Annotated in this window: 23 protein-coding genes and 2 pseudogenes; 19 read left to right on the top strand and 6 right to left on the bottom strand. The window is 63.6% G+C overall.

What is annotated here, in order from left to right:
* Window positions 1-233: 233 nt before the first annotated feature.
* The gene (locus tag NHH88_06640; protein ID USX15457.1) at window positions 234-467 is read right to left on the bottom strand and encodes a hypothetical protein; all 234 of its coding nucleotides are present in this window, start codon (window positions 465-467) and stop codon (window positions 234-236) included.
* Window positions 468-495: 28 nt separating this feature from the next.
* On the opposite strand from NHH88_06640, the gene NHH88_06645 reads away from it, so the two are divergent.
* The 3 genes from NHH88_06645 (at window position 496) to NHH88_06655 (ending at window position 2,082) form a co-directional block, all read left to right on the top strand.
* Window positions 496-951, top strand: a complete 456-nt coding sequence (locus NHH88_06645) for a methylated-DNA--[protein]-cysteine S-methyltransferase (protein USX15458.1) — start codon at window positions 496-498, stop codon at window positions 949-951.
* Complete coding sequence (xerD, locus tag NHH88_06650) at window positions 927-1,832, top strand: site-specific tyrosine recombinase XerD (protein ID USX15459.1); 906 nt, start codon at window positions 927-929, stop codon at window positions 1,830-1,832. The genes NHH88_06645 and xerD overlap by 25 nt, the downstream gene beginning before the upstream one ends.
* A 70-nt stretch (window positions 1,833-1,902) precedes the next feature.
* Window positions 1,903-2,082, top strand: coding sequence for a hypothetical protein (locus NHH88_06655; protein USX15460.1), 180 nt, complete (start codon window positions 1,903-1,905; stop codon window positions 2,080-2,082).
* A gap of 125 nt (window positions 2,083-2,207) precedes the next feature.
* Here the strand turns inward: NHH88_06655 and NHH88_06660 are convergent, their stop codons facing one another.
* Together NHH88_06660 and NHH88_06665 are read right to left on the bottom strand one after the other, a co-directional pair.
* Entirely contained in the window at window positions 2,208-5,333 is a 3,126-nt protein-coding gene (locus tag NHH88_06660) for an efflux RND transporter permease subunit (GenBank protein USX15461.1), read from the bottom strand.
* 2 nt (window positions 5,334-5,335) lie between these two features.
* Window positions 5,336-6,562: an efflux RND transporter periplasmic adaptor subunit gene (locus tag NHH88_06665; GenBank protein USX15462.1), complete on the bottom strand. Its 1,227-nt coding sequence runs from the start codon at window positions 6,560-6,562 to the stop codon at window positions 5,336-5,338.
* A 243-nt stretch (window positions 6,563-6,805) separates the two neighbouring features.
* Between NHH88_06665 and NHH88_06670 the strand changes: the two are divergent.
* The 3 genes and pseudogenes from NHH88_06670 (at window position 6,806) to NHH88_06680 (ending at window position 8,524) form a co-directional block, all read left to right on the top strand.
* Window positions 6,806-7,087, top strand: a pseudogene (locus tag NHH88_06670) (PAS domain-containing protein).
* A gap of 90 nt (window positions 7,088-7,177) precedes the next feature.
* Window positions 7,178-7,648 (top strand): annotated as a pseudogene (locus NHH88_06675) (GGDEF domain-containing protein).
* Between the two features lie 75 nt (window positions 7,649-7,723).
* The gene (locus tag NHH88_06680; GenBank protein ID USX17282.1) at window positions 7,724-8,524 is read left to right on the top strand and encodes an EAL domain-containing protein; all 801 of its coding nucleotides are present in this window, start codon (window positions 7,724-7,726) and stop codon (window positions 8,522-8,524) included.
* Between the two features lie 162 nt (window positions 8,525-8,686).
* Here NHH88_06680 and NHH88_06685 read toward each other — a convergent pair whose 3' ends face one another.
* Window positions 8,687-9,694: an endonuclease/exonuclease/phosphatase family protein gene (locus NHH88_06685; GenBank protein USX15463.1), complete on the bottom strand. Its 1,008-nt coding sequence runs from the start codon at window positions 9,692-9,694 to the stop codon at window positions 8,687-8,689.
* 48 nt (window positions 9,695-9,742) lie between these two features.
* On the opposite strand from NHH88_06685, the gene NHH88_06690 reads away from it, so the two are divergent.
* The 8 genes from NHH88_06690 to NHH88_06725 all read left to right on the top strand — a co-directional run bounded on the left by NHH88_06690 (window position 9,743) and on the right by NHH88_06725 (window position 15,740).
* The gene (locus tag NHH88_06690; GenBank protein ID USX15464.1) at window positions 9,743-10,234 is read left to right on the top strand and encodes an aminoacyl-tRNA deacylase; all 492 of its coding nucleotides are present in this window, start codon (window positions 9,743-9,745) and stop codon (window positions 10,232-10,234) included.
* 204 nt (window positions 10,235-10,438) lie between these two features.
* Window positions 10,439-11,065, top strand: a complete 627-nt coding sequence (plsY, locus tag NHH88_06695; protein ID USX15465.1) for a glycerol-3-phosphate 1-O-acyltransferase PlsY — start codon at window positions 10,439-10,441, stop codon at window positions 11,063-11,065.
* Between the two features lie 78 nt (window positions 11,066-11,143).
* Window positions 11,144-11,797 carry a DsbA family oxidoreductase gene (locus NHH88_06700; GenBank protein ID USX15466.1) on the top strand — a complete coding sequence of 218 codons (654 nt, stop codon included), beginning with the start codon at window positions 11,144-11,146 and terminating at the stop codon, window positions 11,795-11,797.
* 108 nt (window positions 11,798-11,905) lie between these two features.
* Window positions 11,906-12,967 carry a sensor domain-containing diguanylate cyclase gene (locus tag NHH88_06705; GenBank protein ID USX15467.1) on the top strand — a complete coding sequence of 354 codons (1,062 nt, stop codon included), beginning with the start codon at window positions 11,906-11,908 and terminating at the stop codon, window positions 12,965-12,967.
* Between the two features lie 13 nt (window positions 12,968-12,980).
* On the top strand, window positions 12,981-13,271 hold the full coding sequence (locus tag NHH88_06710) for a DUF427 domain-containing protein (GenBank protein USX15468.1): 291 nt from the start codon (window positions 12,981-12,983) through the stop codon (window positions 13,269-13,271).
* 3 nt (window positions 13,272-13,274) lie between these two features.
* Window positions 13,275-14,006: an AAA family ATPase gene (locus NHH88_06715; GenBank protein ID USX15469.1), complete on the top strand. Its 732-nt coding sequence runs from the start codon at window positions 13,275-13,277 to the stop codon at window positions 14,004-14,006.
* A gap of 4 nt (window positions 14,007-14,010) precedes the next feature.
* Window positions 14,011-15,246 (top strand): metal-dependent hydrolase, encoded by a 1,236-nt coding sequence (locus tag NHH88_06720; GenBank protein ID USX15470.1) that lies wholly within the window; start codon window positions 14,011-14,013, stop codon window positions 15,244-15,246.
* Between the two features lie 311 nt (window positions 15,247-15,557).
* Window positions 15,558-15,740, top strand: a complete 183-nt coding sequence (locus NHH88_06725) for a hypothetical protein (protein USX15471.1) — start codon at window positions 15,558-15,560, stop codon at window positions 15,738-15,740.
* Window positions 15,741-15,756: 16 nt separating this feature from the next.
* Here NHH88_06725 and tsaD read toward each other — a convergent pair whose 3' ends face one another.
* On the bottom strand, window positions 15,757-16,797 hold the full coding sequence (gene tsaD, locus NHH88_06730) for a tRNA (adenosine(37)-N6)-threonylcarbamoyltransferase complex transferase subunit TsaD (protein USX15472.1): 1,041 nt from the start codon (window positions 16,795-16,797) through the stop codon (window positions 15,757-15,759).
* A 211-nt stretch (window positions 16,798-17,008) separates the two neighbouring features.
* Here tsaD and NHH88_06735 point away from each other — a divergent pair, with 211 nt between their 5' ends.
* On the top strand, window positions 17,009-17,323 hold the full coding sequence (locus tag NHH88_06735; GenBank protein ID USX15473.1) for a hypothetical protein: 315 nt from the start codon (window positions 17,009-17,011) through the stop codon (window positions 17,321-17,323).
* Between the two features lie 163 nt (window positions 17,324-17,486).
* Here the strand turns inward: NHH88_06735 and NHH88_06740 are convergent, their stop codons facing one another.
* Window positions 17,487-18,545, bottom strand: a complete 1,059-nt coding sequence (locus NHH88_06740) for a 3-deoxy-7-phosphoheptulonate synthase (GenBank protein USX15474.1) — start codon at window positions 18,543-18,545, stop codon at window positions 17,487-17,489.
* 112 nt (window positions 18,546-18,657) lie between these two features.
* On the opposite strand from NHH88_06740, the gene ybiB reads away from it, so the two are divergent.
* The 4 genes from ybiB (at window position 18,658) to NHH88_06760 (ending at window position 21,920) form a co-directional block, all read left to right on the top strand.
* Complete coding sequence (gene ybiB / locus NHH88_06745; GenBank protein ID USX15475.1) at window positions 18,658-19,647, top strand: DNA-binding protein YbiB; 990 nt, start codon at window positions 18,658-18,660, stop codon at window positions 19,645-19,647.
* 68 nt (window positions 19,648-19,715) lie between these two features.
* The gene (locus NHH88_06750; GenBank protein USX15476.1) at window positions 19,716-20,921 is read left to right on the top strand and encodes an NAD(P)/FAD-dependent oxidoreductase; all 1,206 of its coding nucleotides are present in this window, start codon (window positions 19,716-19,718) and stop codon (window positions 20,919-20,921) included.
* 205 nt (window positions 20,922-21,126) lie between these two features.
* Window positions 21,127-21,339: a 30S ribosomal protein S21 gene (rpsU, locus tag NHH88_06755; GenBank protein USX15477.1), complete on the top strand. Its 213-nt coding sequence runs from the start codon at window positions 21,127-21,129 to the stop codon at window positions 21,337-21,339.
* Between the two features lie 131 nt (window positions 21,340-21,470).
* Window positions 21,471-21,920, top strand: coding sequence for a GatB/YqeY domain-containing protein (locus tag NHH88_06760; GenBank protein ID USX15478.1), 450 nt, complete (start codon window positions 21,471-21,473; stop codon window positions 21,918-21,920).
* The last annotated feature ends 117 nt before the right edge of the window (window positions 21,921-22,037 follow it).

A 22,037-nucleotide genomic window follows, 5' to 3' on the forward strand; every position in this document is an offset into this window, starting at 1 on the left:
AAACCGAAAAAGATGCGTTATGATGGCGTCGCTCTCAGGGGTTCCCGAATAAGCAAATTTGGTTCGGTAGCAAGAGCAAGGAATTGTAGGTGGGGAGTGTGATAGAAACGGTAATTAATACCGGCAATCGATCGAGGAGACACACGTTTTACAGAATGTCGTTGTGATAGTCGCTGCAGGCCGCCACAAGCGCGCTACGGGGACACGCAAACGACCGGGAACGTGAAGCAGGTTTAAAAACGCACCTTCAGGTGCGTTTTTTTTTCGCCTGGCGTTTTACAATGCGGGCGTGGCGCGAAAACCTTCCCGCCGCCGCCGGACCACTTTCGCGACTTCCACAACAAAAGGTTGTCGCGGGCACGCAACATGATGGTGCGTTGCGAAAAACGGCTGGGATCAACGAAGACCTTTTTTGGTGCATCAACTGTGACGAATATACAACAGCAGCGTGAAATTTTTTCTGCCATCGTGGAATTGCCATTCGGAAAAATCGGAGTGCGCACCGCAAGTGGTCTGATCACTGAGCTGTGTTACCTGCCGCCCCATTTTGATGCAAAGGACGCGCAAGGCCCGATTGCCCAGGCAGCGGTGGTTCAGCTGCAGGCGTACTGCGAGGATGCCGATTACCGCTTCGACCTGCCGCTCAAGCAGGCCGGCACCGACTTCCAGAAGACGGTGTGGGGCGCCATCAGTTCCATCCCGCGCGGCAGCGTGCGCACCTATGGCGAGCTGGCCAAGCACATCGGTTCGGCGCCGCGCGCGGTGGGGCAGGCCTGCGGCGCCAACTGGTTCCCGATCGTGGTGCCATGCCACCGCGTCACCTCCGCCGCCGGCCTGGGCGGCTTTGCCAACAGCGACGATCCCAACGGCTACCTGCTGGGCATCAAGCGCTGGCTGCTGGCCCACGAAGGTTCGAGCGAGTACGCATGGCAACAGACAACGCTGCTCTGATCGACGAGTTCTGCGACAGCCTGTGGCTGGAGGACGGCCTGTCGAAAAACACGCTGGAAGCGTACCGGCGCGACATGCGCCTGTTCGCCCGCTGGCTGGAGTCGCAGCGGCCGAACGTGGCCGGGCTGGCGGCCGTGGCCACGCACGACATCCAGGGCTATATCGCCGCGCGGCACGAGGACAGCGGCAAGGCCACCTCGTCCAACCGGCGGCTGTCGGTGATCAAGCGCTTCTACCAGCTGCTGCTGCGCCAGCGGCGCATTACGGACGATCCCAGCCTTAAATTGGTATCGGCCAAGCAGCCGCACCGCTTCGTTCACACCTTGAGCGAAATTCAAGTTGAGGCCTTGCTGGCGGCGCCTGACGTCAACACGCCGCTGGGCCTGCGCGAGCGCACCATGCTGGAGCTGATGTACGCCAGCGGCCTGCGCGTGTCGGAGCTGGTGGACCTGAAGATGCTCGAGCTGAGCTTGAATGACGGGGTGCTCAGGATCACCGGCAAGGGCGCCAAAACGCGGCTGGTGCCGTTCGGCCAGCAGGCCAGGGTGTGGATCGAGCGCTACGTCAAGGACGCGCGCGGCGTGATCCTGAACGGCCAGGTCGACGACGCGCTGTTCGTCACCGGACGCGGCGGTCCGATGACGCGGCAGATGTTCTGGGTCGTGATCAAAAAACATGCGTTGAAGGCCGGCATCACCGCGCCGTTGTCGCCGCACACCTTGCGTCACGCTTTCGCCACGCATTTGCTCAACCATGGCGCCGACCTGCGCGTGGTGCAGTTATTGCTTGGTCATTCGGACATCTCCACGACGCAAATCTATACCCATGTCGCACGGGAACGCCTGAAACATCTGCATGCGCAACATCATCCCCGAGGCTGAAAAACTTGCATCGGCCGTATCTGCGTCATAATGTGAGCAGGTAATCAACCGGATAGAGAAGAGGTAGCAAATGGCGAAGACAAACTTCCAGTACGAAAAACGTCAGCGCGAGCTGGAAAAGAAGAAAAAAGCGGATGAAAAAGCCCGGCGCAAGGCCGAGCTGAAGGCCAACCCGGGCCTGGCCCAGGAGGGCGAAGTGGTCGAGGACGACGAAGAGGGCGGCGAGTCCGCCGAAGCACCCACAGAGTAATGAAATCGGCGGCCGCGGAATGAGCCGCGCGGCAACCCGAAAAGGCTGGGGTCGTACCCCGTACGGGGTACGACCCCCGTTCGCCGCCGTGCGGGTTGAACGGTTTCCGCCGCCGCCGCGGTCGATCAGGCCGCGTCGGCTTCGCGCAGGTGCTCGACGGCTTCCTCGTGCTCCTCATGCTGCCTGCGCTTGAAATACCGCACGCAGCGCTTGCCAAGGTTGTCCAGATACGTGTACGCCACCGGCACCACCACCAACGTCAAAATGGTCGACGTGATCACCCCGCCGATCACCGCGCGGCCCATCGGCGCCTGCGTCTCGCCACCTTCGCCCAGGCCTATCGCCATCGGCAACATGCCGAAAACCATCGCCAACGTCGTCATCAGAATCGGACGCAGCCGCACCTGGCCCGCGCTCATGATGGCCTCGAACTGCCCCGCGCCCTCGCGCTGCGCCTGATTGGTGAAGTCCACCAGCAAGATCGCGTTCTTGGTCACCAGCCCCATCAGCATGATGAAACCGATCACCGAGAAGATGTTCAAGGTGCTGCCGGTCGCCAGCAGCGCCACCAGCACGCCGATCAGCGACAGCGGCAAGGACATCATGATCGCCACCGGCTGCAGGAAGCTGCCGAACTGCGACGCGAGCACCAGGTAGATGAAGATCACCGCGATGCCGAGCGCGATCATGGCCGAGGTCATGCTTTCTTCCATTTCCTGCGCGTTGCCGCCGACGTCGAAGCGCACGCCGTCCGGCAACTCGATTTCCTTCATCGCCTTGCGCACGTCGCCGTCGACGTCGCCGCCGGGACGGCCCTCGGTGTTGGCATAGATCGCCACCCGGCGCTGCAACGCCTGGCGCTTGAGCACCTGCGGGCTGAACGACGGCACGAAGTCGACCACCTGGCGCAGCGGCACCATCACCGGACGGCCGTCCGGCCCCAGCTTGCTCGACGCCAGCGACAGGTCGGCCAGGTCGGCCACCTTTTGCCGGCCCGACTTGGGCAGTTGCACGTTGACGTCGTAGTTCTGGCCGTCGGAGGCGAGGAAGTGGCTGGTGGTGTCGCCGGCCACGAACGGCCGCAGCGCGGTGCCGATCTGCTGCACCGTCAGGCCCAGGTCGCTGGCCAGCTCGTTGTTGATTTTGACCGTGGTCGACGGGTTGGCGCCTTCCTGGCTGTACTCCAGGTCGACCAGCCCCTTTATCGGACGCATCTTGTCCATCAGGCGGTGCGCCACGGCGTCGAGCTTGCCTTCGTCGGTGCCGAGGATGGCGATGAAGATCGGCTTCCAGCCGACCGACATCGTGATGCCGGCGATCTTGCCCAGACGCGCGCGGATCTTGCCTTCCATGACTTTTTGCGACGGCCGTTTGTGGAACTTGCGGTCGACCAGTTTCATGTCGATGCGGGCGGTGTTGCGGCCGTCCTCGGTGCCGACCACGGCGATGACGCTGGCGATCTCCGGAAACTCCTTGAGCGCCGCCTCCACCTGTCGCACCTTGTTGTCGTTGTATTCCAGGCTGGAGCCGACCGGCGTCTTCATCTGCAGGTTGACCCAGCCGTTGTCCTGCTCCGGCATCATCTCGCCGCCGATCATCGGCACCAGCATCAGGCTGCCGGCGAACAGCGCGAAGGCGAACGCCAGGGTCAGCTTGCGCCAGCGCAGCGCAAGTCCCAGGACTTTTCCATACACCACGTGCAGCCTGTCGACGCCGCCCTCGAGCCAGTGCATCAGGCGGCCCAGCCACGGCACGTACTTGAAGCGGTCCTTGACCGGATCGGGCCACACCGACGACAGCATCGGATCGAGCGTGAAGCTGACGAACAGCGACACCATCACCGCCACCGCGACCGTGATGCCGAACTGCAGGAAGAAGCGGCCGATGATGCCCTGCATGAAGGCCACCGGGATGAACACGGCGACGATGGCGAAGGTGGTGGCCATGACGGCCAGGCCGATCTCGTTGGTGCCGTCCTCGGCCGCCTTGCGGTGGTTCTTGCCCATGCCCAGGTGGCGCACGATGTTCTCGCGCACCACGATGGCGTCGTCGATCAGCAGGCCGATGCACAGGGACAGGGCCATCAGGGTCAGGAAGTTCAGGGTGAAGCCGAACACCTTCATCGCAATGAAGCTGGCCATGACCGAGATCGGCAACGTCAGGCCCGTGATGATGGTCGAACGCCACGAGTGCAGGAAGAAGAACACGATGACCATGGTCAGAACGGCGCCTTCGATGATCGTGCGCTTGACGTTGTCGAGCTGGCTTTGCACCTTGACCGATTCGTCGTTGAGCAGGGTCAGCGTGATGTCCGACGGCAGCGACTTCTGCAGCTCGGCGACCACCTTCTGGATGCGCGTGCCGACTTCGACCACGTTGGCGTCCTGCACCTTGGTGATGTCGATGGTGACGGCGCGCTGGCCGCTCAGGCGCGAGATCGACATCTCCTCCTGGGCGCCGTCGATCACCGTGGCGACCTGTTCCAGGTAGACCGGGCCGTTGGCGCGGCGGGCGACGATGATCTTGTTGAAGTCGCGCGCCTCCTTCATCTTGTTCTCGACGCGCACCAGTTGCTCGTTGCCGGCGAAGCTGATCGAGCCGGCCGGCAGGTTGGTGTTGGTGGCCTGGATCGCGGCGATGACCTCGTCGACGCCGATGGCTTGCGCGGTCAGGTCGTTGGGACGCAGGCTGATCAGGATCTGGCGCGCGGCCATGCCGTTCAGGCGCACCTGGCCGACGCCGGCCACGCCCTGGAAGCGCTTGCCGATGACCTGGTCGGCCATGGTCGACAGTTCGCGCAGGCTGTGGGCGGTGGCGGTCAGGCCGATCTGGGCGATGGGGCGGCTGTTCTCGCCTTCGAAGCGGACGATGAACGGGTCCTTGGCTTCCTTCGGGAAGCGCGGCCGGACCTGCGCGATCTTGTCGCGGATGTCCTGCATGGCCTTGTCCATATTGGTCGACAGCTCGAAGTCGACGTAGACGGCGCCGCGGCCCTCCCACGAGTTGGCGCGCAAGGTCTTGATGCCGCTGACGGTGTTGACCACTTCTTCGATCGGCCGCGTGATGTCGTTCTCGACCGCCTCCGGCGACGCGCCCGGATAGTTGACTTCGATCAGCGCGCCGGGGATATCGACGTTGGGCATCGCTTCCATGCCCAGCTCGCGGTAGGAGAACATGCCCAGCACCACGAGCGCCACCATCACCATGGTGGCGAACACCGGGTTCTGGATACTGGTTTTAGTGATCCACATGATCAGCCCTTCGCCAGCATGGCCGCTTTGGCTGGAGCGGAAGGTATCGTGGAGGCGGGCAGCTTGACCTGCGCGCCCGGTTTGACGGCGTTGAGCTTGGAGACGATGACGTTGGCGCCCTTGTCGAGGCCGTCGGTGACCTCGGCGTAGCCCTCGTCGTCGTTGCGCAAGCCCAGGGTGACGGGTTGCGCCACCACCTTGCCGTTCTCAATCTTGTAGACCACCTGTTTGCCCTGGTCGTCGCGCAGCGCCGTCATCGGCACGATAGGCGCGACGCCGGAGCGGTCTGTGACGATGGTGCCCTTGGCGAACATGCCGGCGCGCAGCGCGCTGTCGTCGTTGCGCACGGCGATGTAGACCAGCATCGAGCGCGAACCGGCCTCGGTGGCCGGATTGATGCGCGCGACCTTGCCGTCGAACTCGCGCTTCTGGAAACCGTCAACCTTGAAGCGCACGTCCTGGCCGACCTTCACGCGCGGGATTTCCGACGCCGGCACCTGTGCCTCCAGGGTCAGCTCCGACAGGTTGACGATGCTGTAGACCGCCATGTCCGGCGCCAGCTTCTCGCCGGCCTGCACGTGGCGCTTGCTGACAATGCCGCTGATGGGCGCCTTGATGATGCCGTCGTTGAGCGCGATACGGGCGATCTCGACCATCGCGGCGGCCGATTTGACGTTGGCGCGCGCCAGCGCCACGGTGTTCTGCGTGGAATCGAAGGCGTTTTGCGAGATGTATTTTTGCGACAGCAGCGCCTGGCTGTTGGCTTCGTTCTTGGTCGCCATCGACAGCTTGGCCTGGGCTTCGTCGAGCATGGCCTGCTGCTGTTGCAGGCGCGCGCGCAGGTCGGCCTGGTCGATGCGCGCCAGCACCTGGCCGGCGCTGACGGCCATGCCTTCCTGCACCGTGGTGGCCTCCACCACGCCCGAGATCTTGGACTTGATGGTGGCCGAACTCAGGGGCGCCAGCGAGCCGGATAAGGGCAAGCTGACCGCCAATGATCTGGCATCGATGGCCGCGATGTCGCCGCTGGCCAGTTCGAAGACTTCCTGTTTCTGCTCTTTCTTGCCCTCGGCCTGCGCCACTGGTGGCGTCGGCGCGGCCTGGTTGCCGCGCATGACGGTCCAGCCGCCGGCCGCCAGGCCCAGCACGATCAGGACAGCCAACGGTTTGCGCCAGTTCTTGTTGCTTACCGTGGGCATGGAGGTGAGGGGCAAGGTTTCAATTTTCATATCGTTCTTCTGCGAATGTTGTGGCGCCGGAGGGACCGCGCATGTTGGCACTTTATGAATTTGCAAGGACGATCGCCATCGAAATGCGACGAGTGGCGCAAAAGCGCGGCTGAAATGCATAAAACCGGCATCAAGCGTGTTTGAGGCAAGTCAATGGGGCTTCCGCCGCAGGCGCAAGAATGGCGAAGGCCTGCGAGGGCGCGATCGCCAAGAGAGGGCCATGTGTCTGTCGACTTCCAAGTGATGTACGAAAACACCAGTGACGCCATCGTGCTGGTGCGGGACGGGCGCGTCGTCGGCGCCAATCCGGCCGCGCTCGCCATGTTCGAATGCGACGACGCGGCGGACATGCTCGGCCAGGAGCTGGCCGACTTCTCGCCGCTGCAGCAGGCCGAAGGCGCGCTGTCGGCGCCGTTGCTGCGCCAACTGGCGGCGCGCGCCCAGGGCGACGGCAACCACCGTTTCGAGTGGTGCTGCGTCGGCCGCCGGGGCCGCCAGTTCTGGGCCGAGATACTGATGACGACGGTCGCCCAGGAGGATGGCGCGCTGCTGTACACGGCGATCCGCGACATCTCCGCGCGCCGCAACGAGCAAATGACGATGTACCTGGCGCTGATGAACGATCTGGCCGACCGCCGCCGCACCGAGGCGCGCACCCGCCACCTTGCCGAGCACGATTTTCTGACCGACCTGCCGAACCGCGTGCTGCTGCTCGACCGCATGAGCCTGGCGCTGGCGGCGGCCCGGCGCAACCAGCGCATGGCCGCCATCCTGTTCCTCGACCTGGACCGCTTCAAGTACATCAACGATACGCTCGGCCACCACGTCGGCGACCTGCTGCTCAAGGAGGTGGCGGCGCGGCTGGTCAAATGCGTGCGCGGGGTCGACACGGTCAGCCGCCAGGGCGGCGACGAGTTCGTCGTCATCCTGGCCGATATCGGCAGCATCGCCCAGGCCGCCCACGTGGCGGCCACCATCCAGCAAGCCATCGCCCAGGAGTTCGTGCTGGAGCCGCACCGGCTGCACGTGAGCACGTCCATCGGCGTCAGTATTTTTCCCGACGACGGCGCCGACATCGAGACCCTGATGAAAAACGCCGACCTGGCGATGTACCACGTCAAGGAAAGCGGCAGGAACGGCTACCAGTTCTTCAGCCCGGAGATGAACGCGCAGATCGTCGAGCGCGTGGCGTTCGAGAACGAGCTGCGGCGCGCGTTGACGAACCGGCAATTTATCCTGGAGTACGAGGCCGAGGTCGACATCGCCAGCGGGCAGCCGCTCGCGGCCGAGGCGCTGATACGCTGGCGCCATCCGACCCTGGGCCTGCTGCGGCCCGAGCGCTTCATCGGCGTGGCCGAGGACAGCGGGCTGATGGTGCGGATCGGCGATTGGGTGCTGGAGCAGGCCTGCCTGGAGGCGCGGCGCTGGCGCGACGCCGGCCATCCGCTGGTGGTGGGCGTCAACCTGTCGCAGACGCAGTTCCTGCAAAAGAACCTGGTCGACAAGGTGCGCGCGGCGCTGGAGGCGTCCGGCCTGCCGCCGGCGCTGCTGCAGCTGGAGTTGACCGAGGCCATGCTGATGAAGCACAGCGCCGGCGCGGCCGCCACCCTGGGCGCGTTGCGGGCACTGGGCGTGCGGCTGGCGCTGGACGACTTCGGCACCGGCTACACGCGCGTGGGGCATTTGAAGGAGTATCCGCTGGACAAGGTGAAGATCGACCTGTCGTTCGTCAGCGGCATCGGCGAAGGGGAGGGCGGCGGTGGCGACGCCGTGGTGCACGCCCCGGTGGTCAACGCCATCATCGCGATGGCGCACAGCCTGGGGCTGACGGTGCTGGCCGAGGGCGTGCAGACCGAGGCGCAGTTGCGCTTTCTGCGTGAGCATGGTTGCGACCAGTACCAGGGACGCTATGCGCGCGTAAGTGGAAGCCTCGACGGTTTAGGCGGTCTGTTAGACGCCTGATGGTTCCCTTGCGCTGTGGCCTCGGACGATTGAAACAATCTAAAACACGTAGGGCGGATTAGCGCAGCGTAATCGGCCAATGCATGCGTTTCGACGGCACTCGGATTGGCCGATTACGGCGTGCCGCCTAATCCGCCCTACGTGTCACCACGTTAACGCCAGCTACATCTCAGTGGCCCGCTCACGGCCCCTGCGCTCGTCATACATCCGCACCCGCACCAGCACCTGCCCGTGGTCGGACGCCTCCGGCTTGGCCTGCAGCAGATGGTCGTTCAGATACGTCACGTCCATCACCTCGCCGACCGCGAAGCGCGACGCCGGGTTGAATTCCTCCGACACCAGCACGTGGTCGATGGTCATGTAATGGCCCTCGTGGATGTTGGTGTAGCCGACATGGCGCAGACGGTCGCGGCCGCGCTGGATCTGGTTGCTGTCGAACAGCCGCCCGCTCAGCTCTTCGTCCGCCAGCCCCACGCAGCCCGAGCCCATGACGATGGTGGTGGTCACCGCGTCGGCGGTGTCGTTGAAGTCGCCGAGCACGATGCGCGGGCGGCGGCCGTCGCGGTCCATTTGGCTCAGCAGCGCGCGCAGCGCCACCGCCTCGGTGCCGCGCCGTATCAGCGAGCGCAGGTTGGCTTGCGCGTACAGCATGGCCTCGTCGCCGGGGTCGCCATGGCGGTAGTCGGGACGCTTGGATTTGAGATGAATCACCAGCACGTCGATGACGCGCTCGTCCGGCAGCAACACCTGCGCGTGCAGCGGCGCGCGGGCGAAGCGGTCGGCGTCGCGGTTGCCCTCGGGCATGGCCACACCGTCGGGGAACAGCTGGTAGGCGTGGGCCGGCGCGGCCAGCGGCAGGCGCGAGATCAGCGCCACCTGCGGCGTCAGGCGCGGTTCGCCGGTCAACGGATCGGGCGCCGGGTCGAAGCCGGACAGCGACGCTTCGCGGTAGCGGCGGCTGGCGGCCAGCACGTCGCGCAGCGCCGCCATCGAAAACACCTCCTGCAAACCGACGACGTCGGCGTCGAGCTGGTCGAGCTGCTGGGCCGTCCACAGCACCTTGGCCTGGTATTGGTCCGGCGTGAGCGGCGCCAAGTTGTCGTACAATTTCGCCCCAGGCTGGGAAAGATTGCAAACATTGAAAGTGGCAAAGCGAATTTCCTGCTGCATAATGAGAAACTCCTGTAGACGACAACCTTCACGAACAGCGTATCACGCATGGCCAAAAAAGAGCACATCTCCGAGACCCCGGCGACGCAGTTTCTGCGCAAGCACAAGGTCGTTTTCACCGAGCATCCCTACGACTACGAGGAGCACGGCGGCACCAGCGTGTCCTCGCGCGAGCTGGGCGTGGACGAACACCACGTCGTCAAGACCCTGGTCATGCAGGACGAGGCCGCCAAACCCTTGATCGTGCTGATGCACGGCGATTGCAAGGTATCGACCAAGAACCTGGCGCGCGGCATCGGCTGCAAGTCGGTCGAGCCCTGCAAACCGGACGTGGCCACGCGCCACAGCGGCTACCAGATCGGCGGTACGTCGCCGTTCGGCACCCGCAAGGCGCTGCCGGTGTACGTCGAGGATAGCATCCTTGCGCTGGAAACCATTTATATCAATGGCGGCAGGAAGGGCTATCTGGTCGGCATCGCGCCGCAAGTGCTGGTCGACCTGCTGGGGGCCAAGCCCGTCCACTGCGCTCTGGCCGACTGAGCCTTGGCAGTGTATATTCACCATCCCCGCCGGATGACCACTGATCCACGTAGGGCGGATTAGCGCAGCGTAATCGGCCAATGCGTGCGTTTCGACGGCGCATGCATTGGCGGATTACGGCGTTCCGCCTAATCCGCCCTACGTGTTTTAATGGTATTTCCGGCGTCGGCGTTCATCCGGGACGTCACATTTTTTGAGGAAACAATGAATACAGTTTGGATGACCGTAGCCGCCTATCTGCTCGGTTCGATCTCGTTTGCCGTGATCACGAGCAAGTTGTTCGGCATCGCCGATCCCCGCACCTACGGTTCCAAAAACCCCGGCGCCACCAATGTCTTGCGCAGCGGTAACAAGGCGGCCGCCATCGTCACCTTGATCGGCGACGGCGCCAAGGGCTGGCTGGCGGTGTGGCTGGCCATGCGCTACGAGCAGCAGTTGCAGATCGGCGACGCCACCATCGCGCTGGTGGCGATCGCCGTGTTCCTGGGCCATCTGTGGCCGGTGTTCTTCCGCTTTGTCGGCGGCAAGGGCGTGGCGACCGCGCTGGGCGTGCTGCTGGGCCTGAATCCATGGCTGGGCCTGGCGACCTTCGTCACCTGGCTGGCGGTGGCGTTCGCGTTCCGCTACTCGTCGCTGGCGGCGCTGATCGCGGCGCTGTTCGCGCCGTTCTACTACGGCTTGCTGTTCGGCTTCGATCCGCAGCTGGCTGCCGTGTTCATCATGTGCGTGCTGTTGATTTTCCGTCATCGTAACAACATCTCGAACTTGATCGCCGGCAAGGAAAGCCGCATCGGCAGCAAGAGCAAAGACGCTGTCAAAGCCAAAAAATAAAGTCTTCAAGGGGCCGGCGCTTGAATTTGAGACGAGCGCCGCTATATGCTGGCTTATCACTTTCAGCAAAGGCCCCGCATGAGCACTCCTGTCAAAATCGATTTCGTCTCCGATGTTTCCTGCCCGTGGTGCGCGATCGGCCTCAAGTCGCTGGAACAAGCGCTGGACAACATCGGTGGCGAGGCCGATGTCAGCCTGCATTTCCAGCCGTTCGAACTCAATCCCCAGATGGCCCCCGAAGGCCAGAACATCGACGAACACCTGACCGAGAAATACGGTTCCACGCCGGAACAGCAGGACCAGGCGCGCAACATGATCCGCGCGCGCGGCGCCGAGGTGGGCTTCGATTTTGCCATGCACAAGCGTAGCCGTATCTACAACACCTTCGACGCCCACCGCCTGCTGCATTGGGCCGACACCGAGGACGCGGGCAAGCAGCGCGCCCTGAAGGAGGCGCTGTTCGCCGCCTACTTCACCTTGGGCGACGATCCCAGCTCGCACGAGGTGCTGCTGCGCGTGGCCGGCGAGGTGGGCCTGGACACCGCCGTCGCCGCCGAGGTGCTGCAATCGGACCGCTATGCGGCCGAGGTGCGCGAGCGCGAGCAGTTCTTCCAGCGCCACGGCATCAACTCGGTGCCGGCCGTGATCATCAACGAACGCCATCTGATCTCCGGGGGGCAGCCGGCCGCCGTGTTTGAAAAGGCGCTGCGCGAGATCATGGCGCAAGCGTAAAAATATGCGGGTCAGCGGCGCGGCTGCCCGCCGTGACTCCTGGTTTTGTTATAAAATTAACTGGCAGCATCCTTTTATAATAAAACCACGTCGTTACCCGGGAACCCTATGCTGGCCGCAGACAACGTACACACGCTGAGCACCTCCCGCCCGCCAGCCGACCAGTTCCGGCTGGCCGCGCTGCACCGCTACGACATCCTCGACACCCCCGCCTGCGAAGACTTCAGCTTCCTCACCGAGCTGGCGGCGCGCATCTGCAACGTCCCCTATGCCTTCGTGTCGCTGGTCGACGCCGACCGCGTGTGGATCAAATCCTGCGCGGGCATGCACATGGGCGAGCTGCCGCGCGGCGAGAGCTATTGCTCGCTGGCGGTGCTGGGCGAGGCCGCCACCGAGATTCCCGACCTGACCGAGGACTACCGCACCGCGCGGATGCCGCTGACCGTCAAGGCCCCGCACATGCGCATGTACAGCAGCGTGGCGCTGACGTCGTCGGACGGCTTCGCCATCGGCACCTTGTGCGTGATGGACACCAAGCCTGGCGGCCTGGACGAGGAGCAGCGCTCGATCCTGTCGCGGCTGGGGCGCCAGGTGATGGCGCTGATCGAATTGCGGGCCAGCGAGCGCACCCTGGGCGACGCCGTGCGCGAGCTCGAAATGCTGGCCACCACCGACGAGCTGACCGGCCTGCACAACCGCCGCTCGCTGCTGCAGCGGCTGCGCTTCGAGGCGGCGCGCGCCAAGCGCTTCCGTTCGCCGCTGTCGGCGGTGATGATCGATCTGGACCACTTCAAGCGCATCAACGATGAACACGGGCACTCCGCCGGCGACCAGGTGCTGGCCGGCGTCGGCCGCCTGTTGCGCGAGAGCGTGCGCGTGATCGACATCGCCGGCCGCTACGGCGGCGAGGAACTGTGCGTGATCTTGCCGAATACGCCGCTGGAAGGGGCGCTGAAGTTCGCCGAGACCCTGCGCGTCAAGATCGAGGCGCAGCTGCATTACGCCGGCGCGCGGCCGCTGCCGGTGACGGCCAGCTTCGGCGTGGGCGCGTTCGACCATATGGAAATCGCCGACGCCGAAAGCCTGCTGCGCCAGGCCGACGACGCGCTCTACCGCGCCAAGCATGCCGGCCGCAACCGCGTCGAAGGCGCGGTCCTTGAACGACACTGAAAGGAATTCCCTGATGCCCACCGCCACCTGGAACGGCGCCGTCATCGCGCAAGCGAGCGACGACGAAGTCGAGATCGTCGAGAACAATGTCTATTTTCCGCCATCGGCGGTCAAATCCGAGTACCTGAAGCCCAGCGACCATACCAGCCGCTGCCCGTGGAAGGGACTGGCCAGCTACTACACCGTCAGCGTCGACGGCAAGGACAACGAGAACGCGGCCTGGTACTACCCGCAGCCGTTGGAAAAGGCGGCACAGATCAAGGACCACATCGCGTTCTGGCGCGGCGTGGACGTGCAGCGCTAGCCGATGGCGTTGTCGGCCAAGCCGTATCTGCAACGGATCACGGCGCAGTTTGGCGACGATGTCGATTGGGAGCGGCATCCGTACAACGTGCCGTCGGTGCGGGAGCTGGAATCGATCAGCTTCCATCCGGACGTGACGTTTTTCATTGGTGAGAACGGCGCCGGCAAGTCGACCGTGCTCGAATCGATCGCGCTGGCGCTGGGGTTCAGCATGGAAGGCGGCACGAAGAGTGTGCGCTTGAACAGCGCCGGGGAAGCGGCTCCACTGCATGAATCGTTGCGGCTTTCGAAAAGTTTCCGCAAGCCACGTGACGAGTATTTTTTTCGGGCGGAGAGCTTTCACAATGTCGCCACCTATATGGAAACGCTGCCTTATATCGCCAGCTATGGCGGTTCGCTGCATGCGCGCTCGCACGGCGAGGCGTTCATGGCGGTGTTGCTGAACAAGTTCAAAGGCAACGGCCTGTATTTGCTGGACGAACCGGAGGCGGCGCTGTCGCCCAATCGCCAACTGGCGGCGCTGAGCGCGATCCATCAACTGGTGCGGGACGATTCGCAATTCGTCATCGCCACGCACTCGCCCATCCTGCTGGCCTATCCGAACGCGAAGATTTTGCTGTTCGACGGCACCGGCATCACCGAAGTGGCTTACGAGGACACCGAGCATTTCGCCATCACGCGCGACTTCCTCAACCACTACCCGCGCCGTTTGCAGCAATTGCTCGATCAAGACTAGGTACATGGACAATATTACTCATAGCATCATCGGTTTCGGCGTTGGAGAACTGGTACACCGCAGCCTGCCGCGCGAAGCGGACGACAGCGCTCAGCGCGTGCGGCACCGGCTGTTGCTGGTCTCCTGCGCGCTGGCCAGCAATTTCCCCGACCTGGACCTGTTCCTGACCCGGCTGTTGCCCGACCCGTTGGGCTATCTGCTGCACCATCGCGGCCATACGCACACAGCGTTGCTGGCGCTGCCGCAGGCCTTGCTGCTGGCGGCGCTGCTATGGCTATGCTGGCCGTCGGCGCGGGCGCTGCTCAAGTCAAGCCGCACGGCGCGCTGGGGCTTGGCGGCGAGCATCACGACAGGCTTCGCGCTGCATTTGTTGATGGATTACACCAACTCGTACGGTGTGCATCCCTGGTATCCGTTCAGCGGCCGCTGGTTCTTCGGTGACATGGTGTTTATCATCGAACCGCTGTTCTGGGTGGCGATCGGCACGCCGATGGCGCTGATCATGCGCTGGCGTTTCGCGCGCTGGCTCGGGTTGGCGGGGCTGTTCGCGGCGTTGATGTTCTTTGCCTCAAGGCAGTATCTAGGTTGGCCGTCGGTGAGCGTACTGGTGCTGATCGCGCTTGCGTGCGGGGCGGCGCAGTGGCGGGCCGGCGCCAACGGCAGGGCGGGCTTGCTGCTGGCGCTGGGGATCAGCGTCGGCTTTATCGCGGTGCAGGGCGCCGCTTCTCAACTGGGCAGGCGGTTGATCGTCTCGGCGCTGCACCATGCCGATTCGTCGTCGCGCGTGCTCGACGTGGTGATGACCGCGTACCCGTCGCAGCCGTTGTGCTGGAGTTATATCAGTGTCGAAAGCCACGAGGCGGCGGGCAGTTACCGCTTGCGGCGCGGGGTGGCGAGCATTGCTCCGACCTGGCTGGCGCCGCTTTCGTGTCCGGCCGGGCTGGTGGAATCGCCGTCGGCGCGGGCGCTGTCGCCGTCGGTGATGCAGTTCGAGACGAAGGACGGCAGTCTCGCCGGGCTGCGTGCGTTGAAAAACGGCAATTGCCAGGTAGACGCCTGGCTGCGTTTCGGGCGCGCGCCTTGGCTGGACATGACCAAGGGCGATTTGTCGGACTATCGGTTCGCGTTGACGCCGCGCGGCAATTTCACCACGTTGCATATCGTGCCGGCAGGAGCCTGTCCGCAAGGCGTGCCCGGCTGGGGCTATCCGCGCGAGGACTTGCTTTCACCACAGCATTAAAATTACCACTGTTCCACGTAGGGCGGATTAGGCGGAACGCCGTAATCGGCCGATGCATGAGCCGTCGAAACGCCGCATGGCCGATTACGCTGCGCTAATCCGCCCTACGTATTTGCTCGATTCCTCGGCTTTCAGTCCACAATATTGGTGCGGCCGCACAGTTTTAGTGCTTGCCCAGCCGTATCGTGTGGTGTCTTTGAGACAAAAATCTCTAGAATAGGTCGATTAGGACAAACTTTGTCCAATCTTCTTGGCACGACAATTGCATTGCTATTGAGAAAGGAAGAAGATCGAATCTTAAGGAGGACGTTATGAACGCAACTGAAGACAAAGCAAAATCGAATCTGTTCCACGAATCGGCAGCCGACGAACACCGTCTGCGCAGCGAGCGTATCGCCGCACGTGGTGTGTCCCTCGGTAAGGTCAAGGGAAAATACCTGATTCCGCTGGTTGGCTTGGCCGTGCTCGCCTCGATGGCCTTCGCCCAGGGCTAAAAACCCAGGACCTGTCCTAGACAACCTTGATTTCGTCCAGCGGCCAGCGCGGTCGCACGTTGAACGAATAATCGCGTTTGGCCGCGTCAGGGTTGATCATCAGCCGCATCGCGCCCGCGAAGGCGATCATCGCGCCGTTATCGGTGCAAAACTCCAGTTCAGGGTAGTACACCTTGAATTTCTTCTTGGCCGCGGCGTCGTTCAGCGATGCCCGCAGCTGGGAGTTGGCCCCAACCCCGCCGGCAATCACCAACCGCTTCAACCCCGTGTGCTTGAGCGCCGACACGCACTTGGCCGTCAGCACTTCCACGATCGCATCGACGAAACCGCGCGCGATGTTGGCCTTGTCCTGCTCGCAGATATTGGCGATGACCTTCTCGTCGTGATTCTTCACGACCGTCAGCACCGCCGTCTTCAGGCCGGAGAAGCTGAAATTGAAATCCTTGGTGTGCAGCATCGGGCGCGGCAGCTTGTAGGCCGTCGGATCGCCGAACTCGGCCAGACGGGAGATCGCCGGTCCGCCCGGATACCCCAGGCCCAGCAGCTTGGCCGACTTGTCGAACGCCTCGCCGGCGGCGTCATCCAGGGTCTCGCCCAGCAGGGTGTACTGGCCGACGCCGTCCACCCGCATCAGCTGCGTGTGGCCGCCCGACACCAGCAGCGCGATGAACGGGAACTCCGGCGGCTGCGACGCCAGCAGCGGCGACAGCAGATGGCCTTCCAGGTGGTGCACGCCCAGCACCGGCTTGTCCAACGCCAGGCCGAGGCTGCACGCGACCGACGAACCGACCAGCAGCGCGCCGGCCAGGCCGGGGCCTTGCGTGTAGGCGATGGCGTCGATGTCGGCCAGCGACTTGCCGGCGCCTTCCAGGGTTTGCGTCAGCAGCGGAATGGCGCGGCGGATGTGGTCGCGCGAGGCCAGTTCCGGCACCACGCCGCCGTATTCCTCATGCATCGTCACCTGCGAATACAGGGCGTGGGAAAGCAGGCCGTGTTGCGTGTCGTACAGCGCAAGGCCGGTTTCGTCACAGGAGGATTCGACGCCGAGAACGATCATGAAAGGGCTGCAAGGTGAAAGTGTAATCCGCCATTGTAATGGAAAGCGCGCCCGTTGACCTTGCATCGCCGCACCACCCGATGCCGGCACCGCACCGGCCGGGTGCGCAATTTTGCCAATAGGACAGGGTTTGACCCGGATTTAACGTATTTGCCGTGTGGCACCAGTTTTGCTTAGGGAAGGGCAAGTAAGTTGACAGCCGGAGGGCGCTATGTCGGAACAATGGAAGCTGATTTGCAAAGTGAAGGATGTGCCGCTGAGCGGCGCGCGCCTTGTGCCGCGTGGACTGGCTTGGCAGGAGTTGCCGGGCGTGGCGCTGTACCGCACCGACGAGGAAAGCGTGTTCGCGGTGCTGCAGACGGTGGACGTCGAGCCGCGCGCGAGCGAGGCGCGGCGCTACTCCGTCAAGGTCGAGGATTGCAAGGTCTATCTGGACCTGGAGGAGTTGAGCGCCCCGGCCAGCAAGGCCGAGGCGGCGCTGGCCGGCTCGTTCGGTGTTGCTACGCGGGTGATGGCGTTCGGTTAATGGTGCAGAATGAGCCGCCGGCGGCGCTGTGGCGGATTACGCTGCGCTAATCCGCCCTACGTGCCTCCGCGTGGGAGCGACATGTCGTGACCACGGAGACACGTAGGGCGGATTAGGCGGAACGCCGTAATCCGCCACCGAGCCGCCAACGGCCTGCGCTAAATTACGGGCGTTTCGACAACTGCTGATGCGCGTCGCGCAGCATCTTTTCGGTGGTTTCCCAATCGATGCAGCCGTCGGTCACCGAGCAGCCGTATTTCAGCTGGCTCAGATCGGCCGGGATCTTCTGGTTGCCGCCGACGATGTTCGATTCGATCATCACGCCCACCAGCGACTGGTTGCCCTGCACGATTTGATGGATGACGTCACCCATCACCAGCGGTTGCAGTTCCGGTTTTTTGTAGCTGTTGGCGTGCGAGCAATCGACCACCAGATTGGCCGGCAGCTTGGCCTTGGCCAGCGCCTGCTCGGCGATCGCGATCGACACCGAATCGTAGTTCGGACGGCCGTCGCCGCCGCGCAGCACCACGTGGCCGTAGGCGTTGCCGCGCGTGCGCACGATCGAGACGTTGCCTTGCGCATTGATACCGAGGAAGGAGTGCGGATGCGCCGACGACAGGATGGCGTTGATGGCGATGCTGATGTCGCCGTCGGTGCCGTTCTTGAAGCCGACCGGCGTCGACAGGCCCGACGACATTTCGCGGTGGGTCTGCGATTCGGTGGTGCGCGCGCCGATCGCGGTCCAGGCGATCAGGTCGCCCAGGTATTGCGGCGAGATCGGGTCCAGCGCTTCGGTCGCGGTCGGCAGGCCCATCTCGCAGACGTCCAGCAGGAACTGGCGCGCCTTTTCCATGCCGACGTTGACGCGGAACGAGTCGTCCATGTCCGGATCGTTGATATAGCCCTTCCAGCCGGTGGTGGTGCGCGGCTTTTCGAAATACACGCGCATCACCAGCAGCATGGTGTCGGCCACTTCGGCCTGCAGCGCCTTCAGGCGGCGGGCGTAGTCCAGACCGGCGACCGGGTCGTGGATCGAGCACGGGCCGACCACCACGAACAGGCGCTTGTCCTTGCGGTCGATGATGCTGCGCAGGGCTTCGCGGCCCTTCATGACGGTCTCGGACGCGCTGTCGGTCAGCGGCAGCTTGCCGTGCAAGGCCTCGGGCGACGGCATCGGCGCGAACGAGGTGACGTTGATATTTTCGATGTCTGGGGAAATCATGATTGGACTGTATTTCTTTTCGAGGGGATACATAGTGTAGCCGAATTAGCTAATACCGGTTCCGGCAGTAAGGTTTTTTCACATTTCGGCAAAATCGTATAAGCTTGATGTCATGACGATATCGAACACTGAACCCTTCCTCGCCGCCCGACTCATCAAGGAGATCGGCCGCGGTAAAAACGGCGCCCGCAGCATGACGCGTGATGACGCCCACGACCTCTATCAAGCCATGCTGGACGGACGCGTGTCCGATCTGGAACTGGGCGGTATTTTGTTGTCAATGCGCATCAAGGGCGAGTCGGTGGAGGAGATCGCCGGCTTCCTCGACGCCGCCGAGGGGGCGTTCGAGCCGCTGACCGCGCCGCCCGGGCAATTCGCGCCGGTGTGTATTCCAAGCTATAACGGCGCCCGCAAGATGGCCAACCTGACGCCGCTGCTGGCCATGCTGCTGGCGCGCGAAGGCGTGCCGGTGCTGGTACACGGCGTGGCCCATGACCTGGGCCGCGTCGCCAGCGCCGAGGTATTCGAGGCGCTGGGCGTGACGGCGGTGCGGCATCGCGCCGAGGCCGAGGAGGAGATGGCCAAGGGCCACGTTGCCTTCATCACCATCGACGCGCTGGCGCCGAAGCTGGCGTACATGCTGTCGCTGCGGCGCCGCCTGGGCGTGCGCAATTCGACCCACACCCTCGTGAAGATCATGCAGCCGTTCGCCGGACCGGCGCTGCGGCTGGTGTCCTACACCCACCCTGAATACCTGGAAATGCTGGGCGAATACTTCACCACGTCGGCGCTGCACGAGCGCGGCGACGCCTTCCTGATGCGCGGCACGGAGGGCGAAACGGTGGCCAACGCCAACAAGGCGCAGCAGATCGACTGGTTCCACGGCGGCCTGCGCACGACGCTGGTGCCCAAGCAAACCCAGGTTGGCGAGCTGCCGGTGCTGCCGGAGGATAAGAGCGCTGCGGCCACCGCCGAGTGGATCTCGTCGGTGCTGCGCGGCGAGGTGCCGGTGCCGCCTTCGATCGCCGAGCAGGTGGCGCAATGCCTGCTGGTGTCGCGCACCTTGCAGTCGCGCCAGCGGGTCAGCGAGCCGATCGAGTAAGGTCGCCAAGTAGGGGCGGCCGGCGCGACTCGCGTACAATACCGCCCCTTATCTGATGGGAATCCAAAATGGCAAAGTTTGATGTGGCAGTAATCGGCGCGGGCGCGGCCGGCATGATGTGCGCGGCAACGGCGGCCCAGCGCGGCAAGCGCGTGGTGCTGGTCGACCATGCCACCAAGCTGGCCGAGAAAATCCGCATCTCCGGCGGCGGGCGCTGCAACTTCACCAACATCAACGCCGGTCCGGCCAACTTCCTGTCCGAGAATCCCCACTTCTGCAAGAGCGCCTTGTCGCGCTACACGGCGGCCGACTTCGTCGCGCTGGTCAAGAAGCACCGCATCGGCTACCACGAGAAGCATCGCGGCCAGCTGTTCTGCGACGACTCGGCCGAACAGATCATCGAGATGCTCAAGGACGAATGCGCCGCCGGTGACGTCCACTGGTGGATGCCGTGCAAGGTCGAGAGCGTGGAGCAGGGCGAAGGCGGCTTTGTGCTGCAAACCGATAGCGGCACGATCGAAGCCGATAGCGTGGTGATCGCCACCGGCGGCCTGTCGATCCCGAAAATCGGCGCGACCGACTTCGGCTACCGCATTGCCCAGCAGTTCGAACTGCGCATGGTCGAGCCGCGCCCGGCGCTGGTGCCGCTGACCTTCGACCCGCAAGCCTGGGCGCCGTTCGTCGAAATGGCCGGCATCGCGCTGGAAGTCGATGTCGAGACCGGTTCCTTCAAGGGCCGCAACCCGACCGGCGGACGCTTCCGCGAGGACTTGCTGTTTACGCACCGTGGCCTGTCCGGTCCGGCGATCCTGCAAATTTCCAGCTACTGGACGCCGGGCACGCCCATCGTCATCAACCTGATCCCGGAAATGGACCTGGCCGCTACGCTGATCGAGGGCAAGGGCACCATCAAGAAGCAGCTGGGCAATGTATTGTCTCAATGGCTGCCGGCGCGCCTGGCCGAAGGCTTGCTGCTGGCGCACGGTTTCGCGCTGGACGCGCGCCTGGCCGACATGCCCGACGCGCAACTGCGCAAGCTGGGCGCGGCCATCAACCAGTGGACGCTGACGCCGAACGGTTCGGAAGGCTATAAAAAGGCCGAAGTGACGCGCGGCGGCGTCGACACCCGCGAGCTGTCGCAGCAGACCATGATGGTCACCAAGGTGCCTGGCCTGTACTTCATCGGCGAGGCGGTGGACGTCACCGGCTGGCTGGGCGGCTACAATTTCCAGTGGGCGTGGGCATCGGGTGTGGCGGCGGGCCAGTCCGTCTGATATACTCGTCGTTCCTGCTGTAGCGGCGCTTGTGCAATCGTTGAAGTTATAGAAAGATTGCCTCAGGTTGTGTCACTGATGCCGCATTGTTTTTGCAGGGAAAACCACATGACGGGCCGTCCACGCGGCCTGTGGGGTTCCATTTTGCTGCAAAAGCTGCTATAGTCTCTTTCTCCCTATAACCTCAAACGGTTTGAATTTTTACATGACCACTATTCGCCTTAAAGAAAACGAGCCGTTCGAAGTCGCAATGCGTCGCTTCAAACGCACCATCGAAAAAACCGGTCTGCTGACCGAACTGCGCGCACGCGAGTTCTACGAAAAGCCAACGGCTGAGCGTAAGCGCAAGCTGGCAGCTGCAGTGAAGCGTCACTACAAGCGCATCCGCAGCCAGCAACTGCCGAAAAAACTGTTCTAATTCTGCTTTACGCAGACCCAACCCGGCAACATGGCGCTTGCGCCGCGGGTTGAGTTTTAGAAGATACCCGCTCCGGTCATCCGCAGCGGGTTTTCGCATTTATACACCATCATTTACCGAGGGAAATCCACATGGGCCTGAGAGAACAAATCACCGAAGACATGAAAAACGCGATGCGCGCCAAGGAAGCGTCGCGCCTGGCCACCATCCGCCTGATCCTCGCTGAGATCAAGCGCAAGGAAGTCGACGAGCGTATCGAGGTCAACGACGACCAGACCGTCGCCATCGTGGAAAAAATGATCAAGCAGCGCAAGGATTCGATCACCCAGTTCGAAGCCGGCAACCGCCAGGACCTGGCCGATATCGAAAAAGCCGAGCTGGTCGTGCTGACCGCCTACATGCCCGCCGGCCTGTCGGACGAGGAAATCGCCGCCGAAGTGGCCGCCGCCGTCGCCGCCTCGGGCGCCGCCGGTCCGCAGGACATGGGCAAGGTCATGGCCATCGTCAAGCCGAAGCTGGCCGGCCGCGCCGACATGACTGTCGTGTCGGCACTGGTCAAGAAGGCGTTGTCCCCGGCATAATCAGCGTGCCGCCGGTTGGCGGCATGTTGGCGCCCGGGTGTTGTGCCTGGCGCCGTTTTTACCTCCGCCGTGCCTTGATTCGCATCAAAACCGGATCGGCGCGGCGGTATAGTCTGA

Source organism: Oxalobacteraceae bacterium OTU3CAMAD1 (assembly GCA_024123915.1).
Lineage (GTDB): Bacteria > Pseudomonadota > Gammaproteobacteria > Burkholderiales > Burkholderiaceae_D > Rugamonas.

Bases quoted from the DNA above. Each gene is read 5' to 3' on its own strand.
- NHH88_06640 (USX15457.1), bottom strand. From the start codon at position 467: ATGGCAGAAAAAATTTCACGCTGCTGTTGTATATTCGTCACAGTTGAT.
- xerD (USX15459.1), top strand. From the start codon at position 927: ATGGCAACAGACAACGCTGCTCTGATCGACGAGTTCTGCGACAGCCTG.
- NHH88_06655 (USX15460.1), top strand. From the start codon at position 1,903: ATGGCGAAGACAAACTTCCAGTACGAAAAACGTCAGCGCGAGCTGGAA.
- NHH88_06660 (USX15461.1), bottom strand. From the start codon at position 5,333: ATGTGGATCACTAAAACCAGTATCCAGAACCCGGTGTTCGCCACCATG.
- NHH88_06665 (USX15462.1), bottom strand. From the start codon at position 6,562: ATGAAAATTGAAACCTTGCCCCTCACCTCCATGCCCACGGTAAGCAAC.
- NHH88_06680 (USX17282.1), top strand. From the start codon at position 7,724: ATGAACGCGCAGATCGTCGAGCGCGTGGCGTTCGAGAACGAGCTGCGG.
- NHH88_06685 (USX15463.1), bottom strand. From the start codon at position 9,694: ATGCAGCAGGAAATTCGCTTTGCCACTTTCAATGTTTGCAATCTTTCC.
- NHH88_06690 (USX15464.1), top strand. From the start codon at position 9,743: ATGGCCAAAAAAGAGCACATCTCCGAGACCCCGGCGACGCAGTTTCTG.
- plsY (USX15465.1), top strand. From the start codon at position 10,439: ATGAATACAGTTTGGATGACCGTAGCCGCCTATCTGCTCGGTTCGATC.
- NHH88_06700 (USX15466.1), top strand. From the start codon at position 11,144: ATGAGCACTCCTGTCAAAATCGATTTCGTCTCCGATGTTTCCTGCCCG.
- NHH88_06705 (USX15467.1), top strand. From the start codon at position 11,906: ATGCTGGCCGCAGACAACGTACACACGCTGAGCACCTCCCGCCCGCCA.
- NHH88_06710 (USX15468.1), top strand. From the start codon at position 12,981: ATGCCCACCGCCACCTGGAACGGCGCCGTCATCGCGCAAGCGAGCGAC.
- NHH88_06715 (USX15469.1), top strand. From the start codon at position 13,275: ATGGCGTTGTCGGCCAAGCCGTATCTGCAACGGATCACGGCGCAGTTT.
- NHH88_06720 (USX15470.1), top strand. From the start codon at position 14,011: ATGGACAATATTACTCATAGCATCATCGGTTTCGGCGTTGGAGAACTG.
- NHH88_06725 (USX15471.1), top strand. From the start codon at position 15,558: ATGAACGCAACTGAAGACAAAGCAAAATCGAATCTGTTCCACGAATCG.
- tsaD (USX15472.1), bottom strand. From the start codon at position 16,797: ATGATCGTTCTCGGCGTCGAATCCTCCTGTGACGAAACCGGCCTTGCG.
- NHH88_06735 (USX15473.1), top strand. From the start codon at position 17,009: ATGTCGGAACAATGGAAGCTGATTTGCAAAGTGAAGGATGTGCCGCTG.
- NHH88_06740 (USX15474.1), bottom strand. From the start codon at position 18,545: ATGATTTCCCCAGACATCGAAAATATCAACGTCACCTCGTTCGCGCCG.
- ybiB (USX15475.1), top strand. From the start codon at position 18,658: ATGACGATATCGAACACTGAACCCTTCCTCGCCGCCCGACTCATCAAG.
- NHH88_06750 (USX15476.1), top strand. From the start codon at position 19,716: ATGGCAAAGTTTGATGTGGCAGTAATCGGCGCGGGCGCGGCCGGCATG.
- rpsU (USX15477.1), top strand. From the start codon at position 21,127: ATGACCACTATTCGCCTTAAAGAAAACGAGCCGTTCGAAGTCGCAATG.
- NHH88_06760 (USX15478.1), top strand. From the start codon at position 21,471: ATGGGCCTGAGAGAACAAATCACCGAAGACATGAAAAACGCGATGCGC.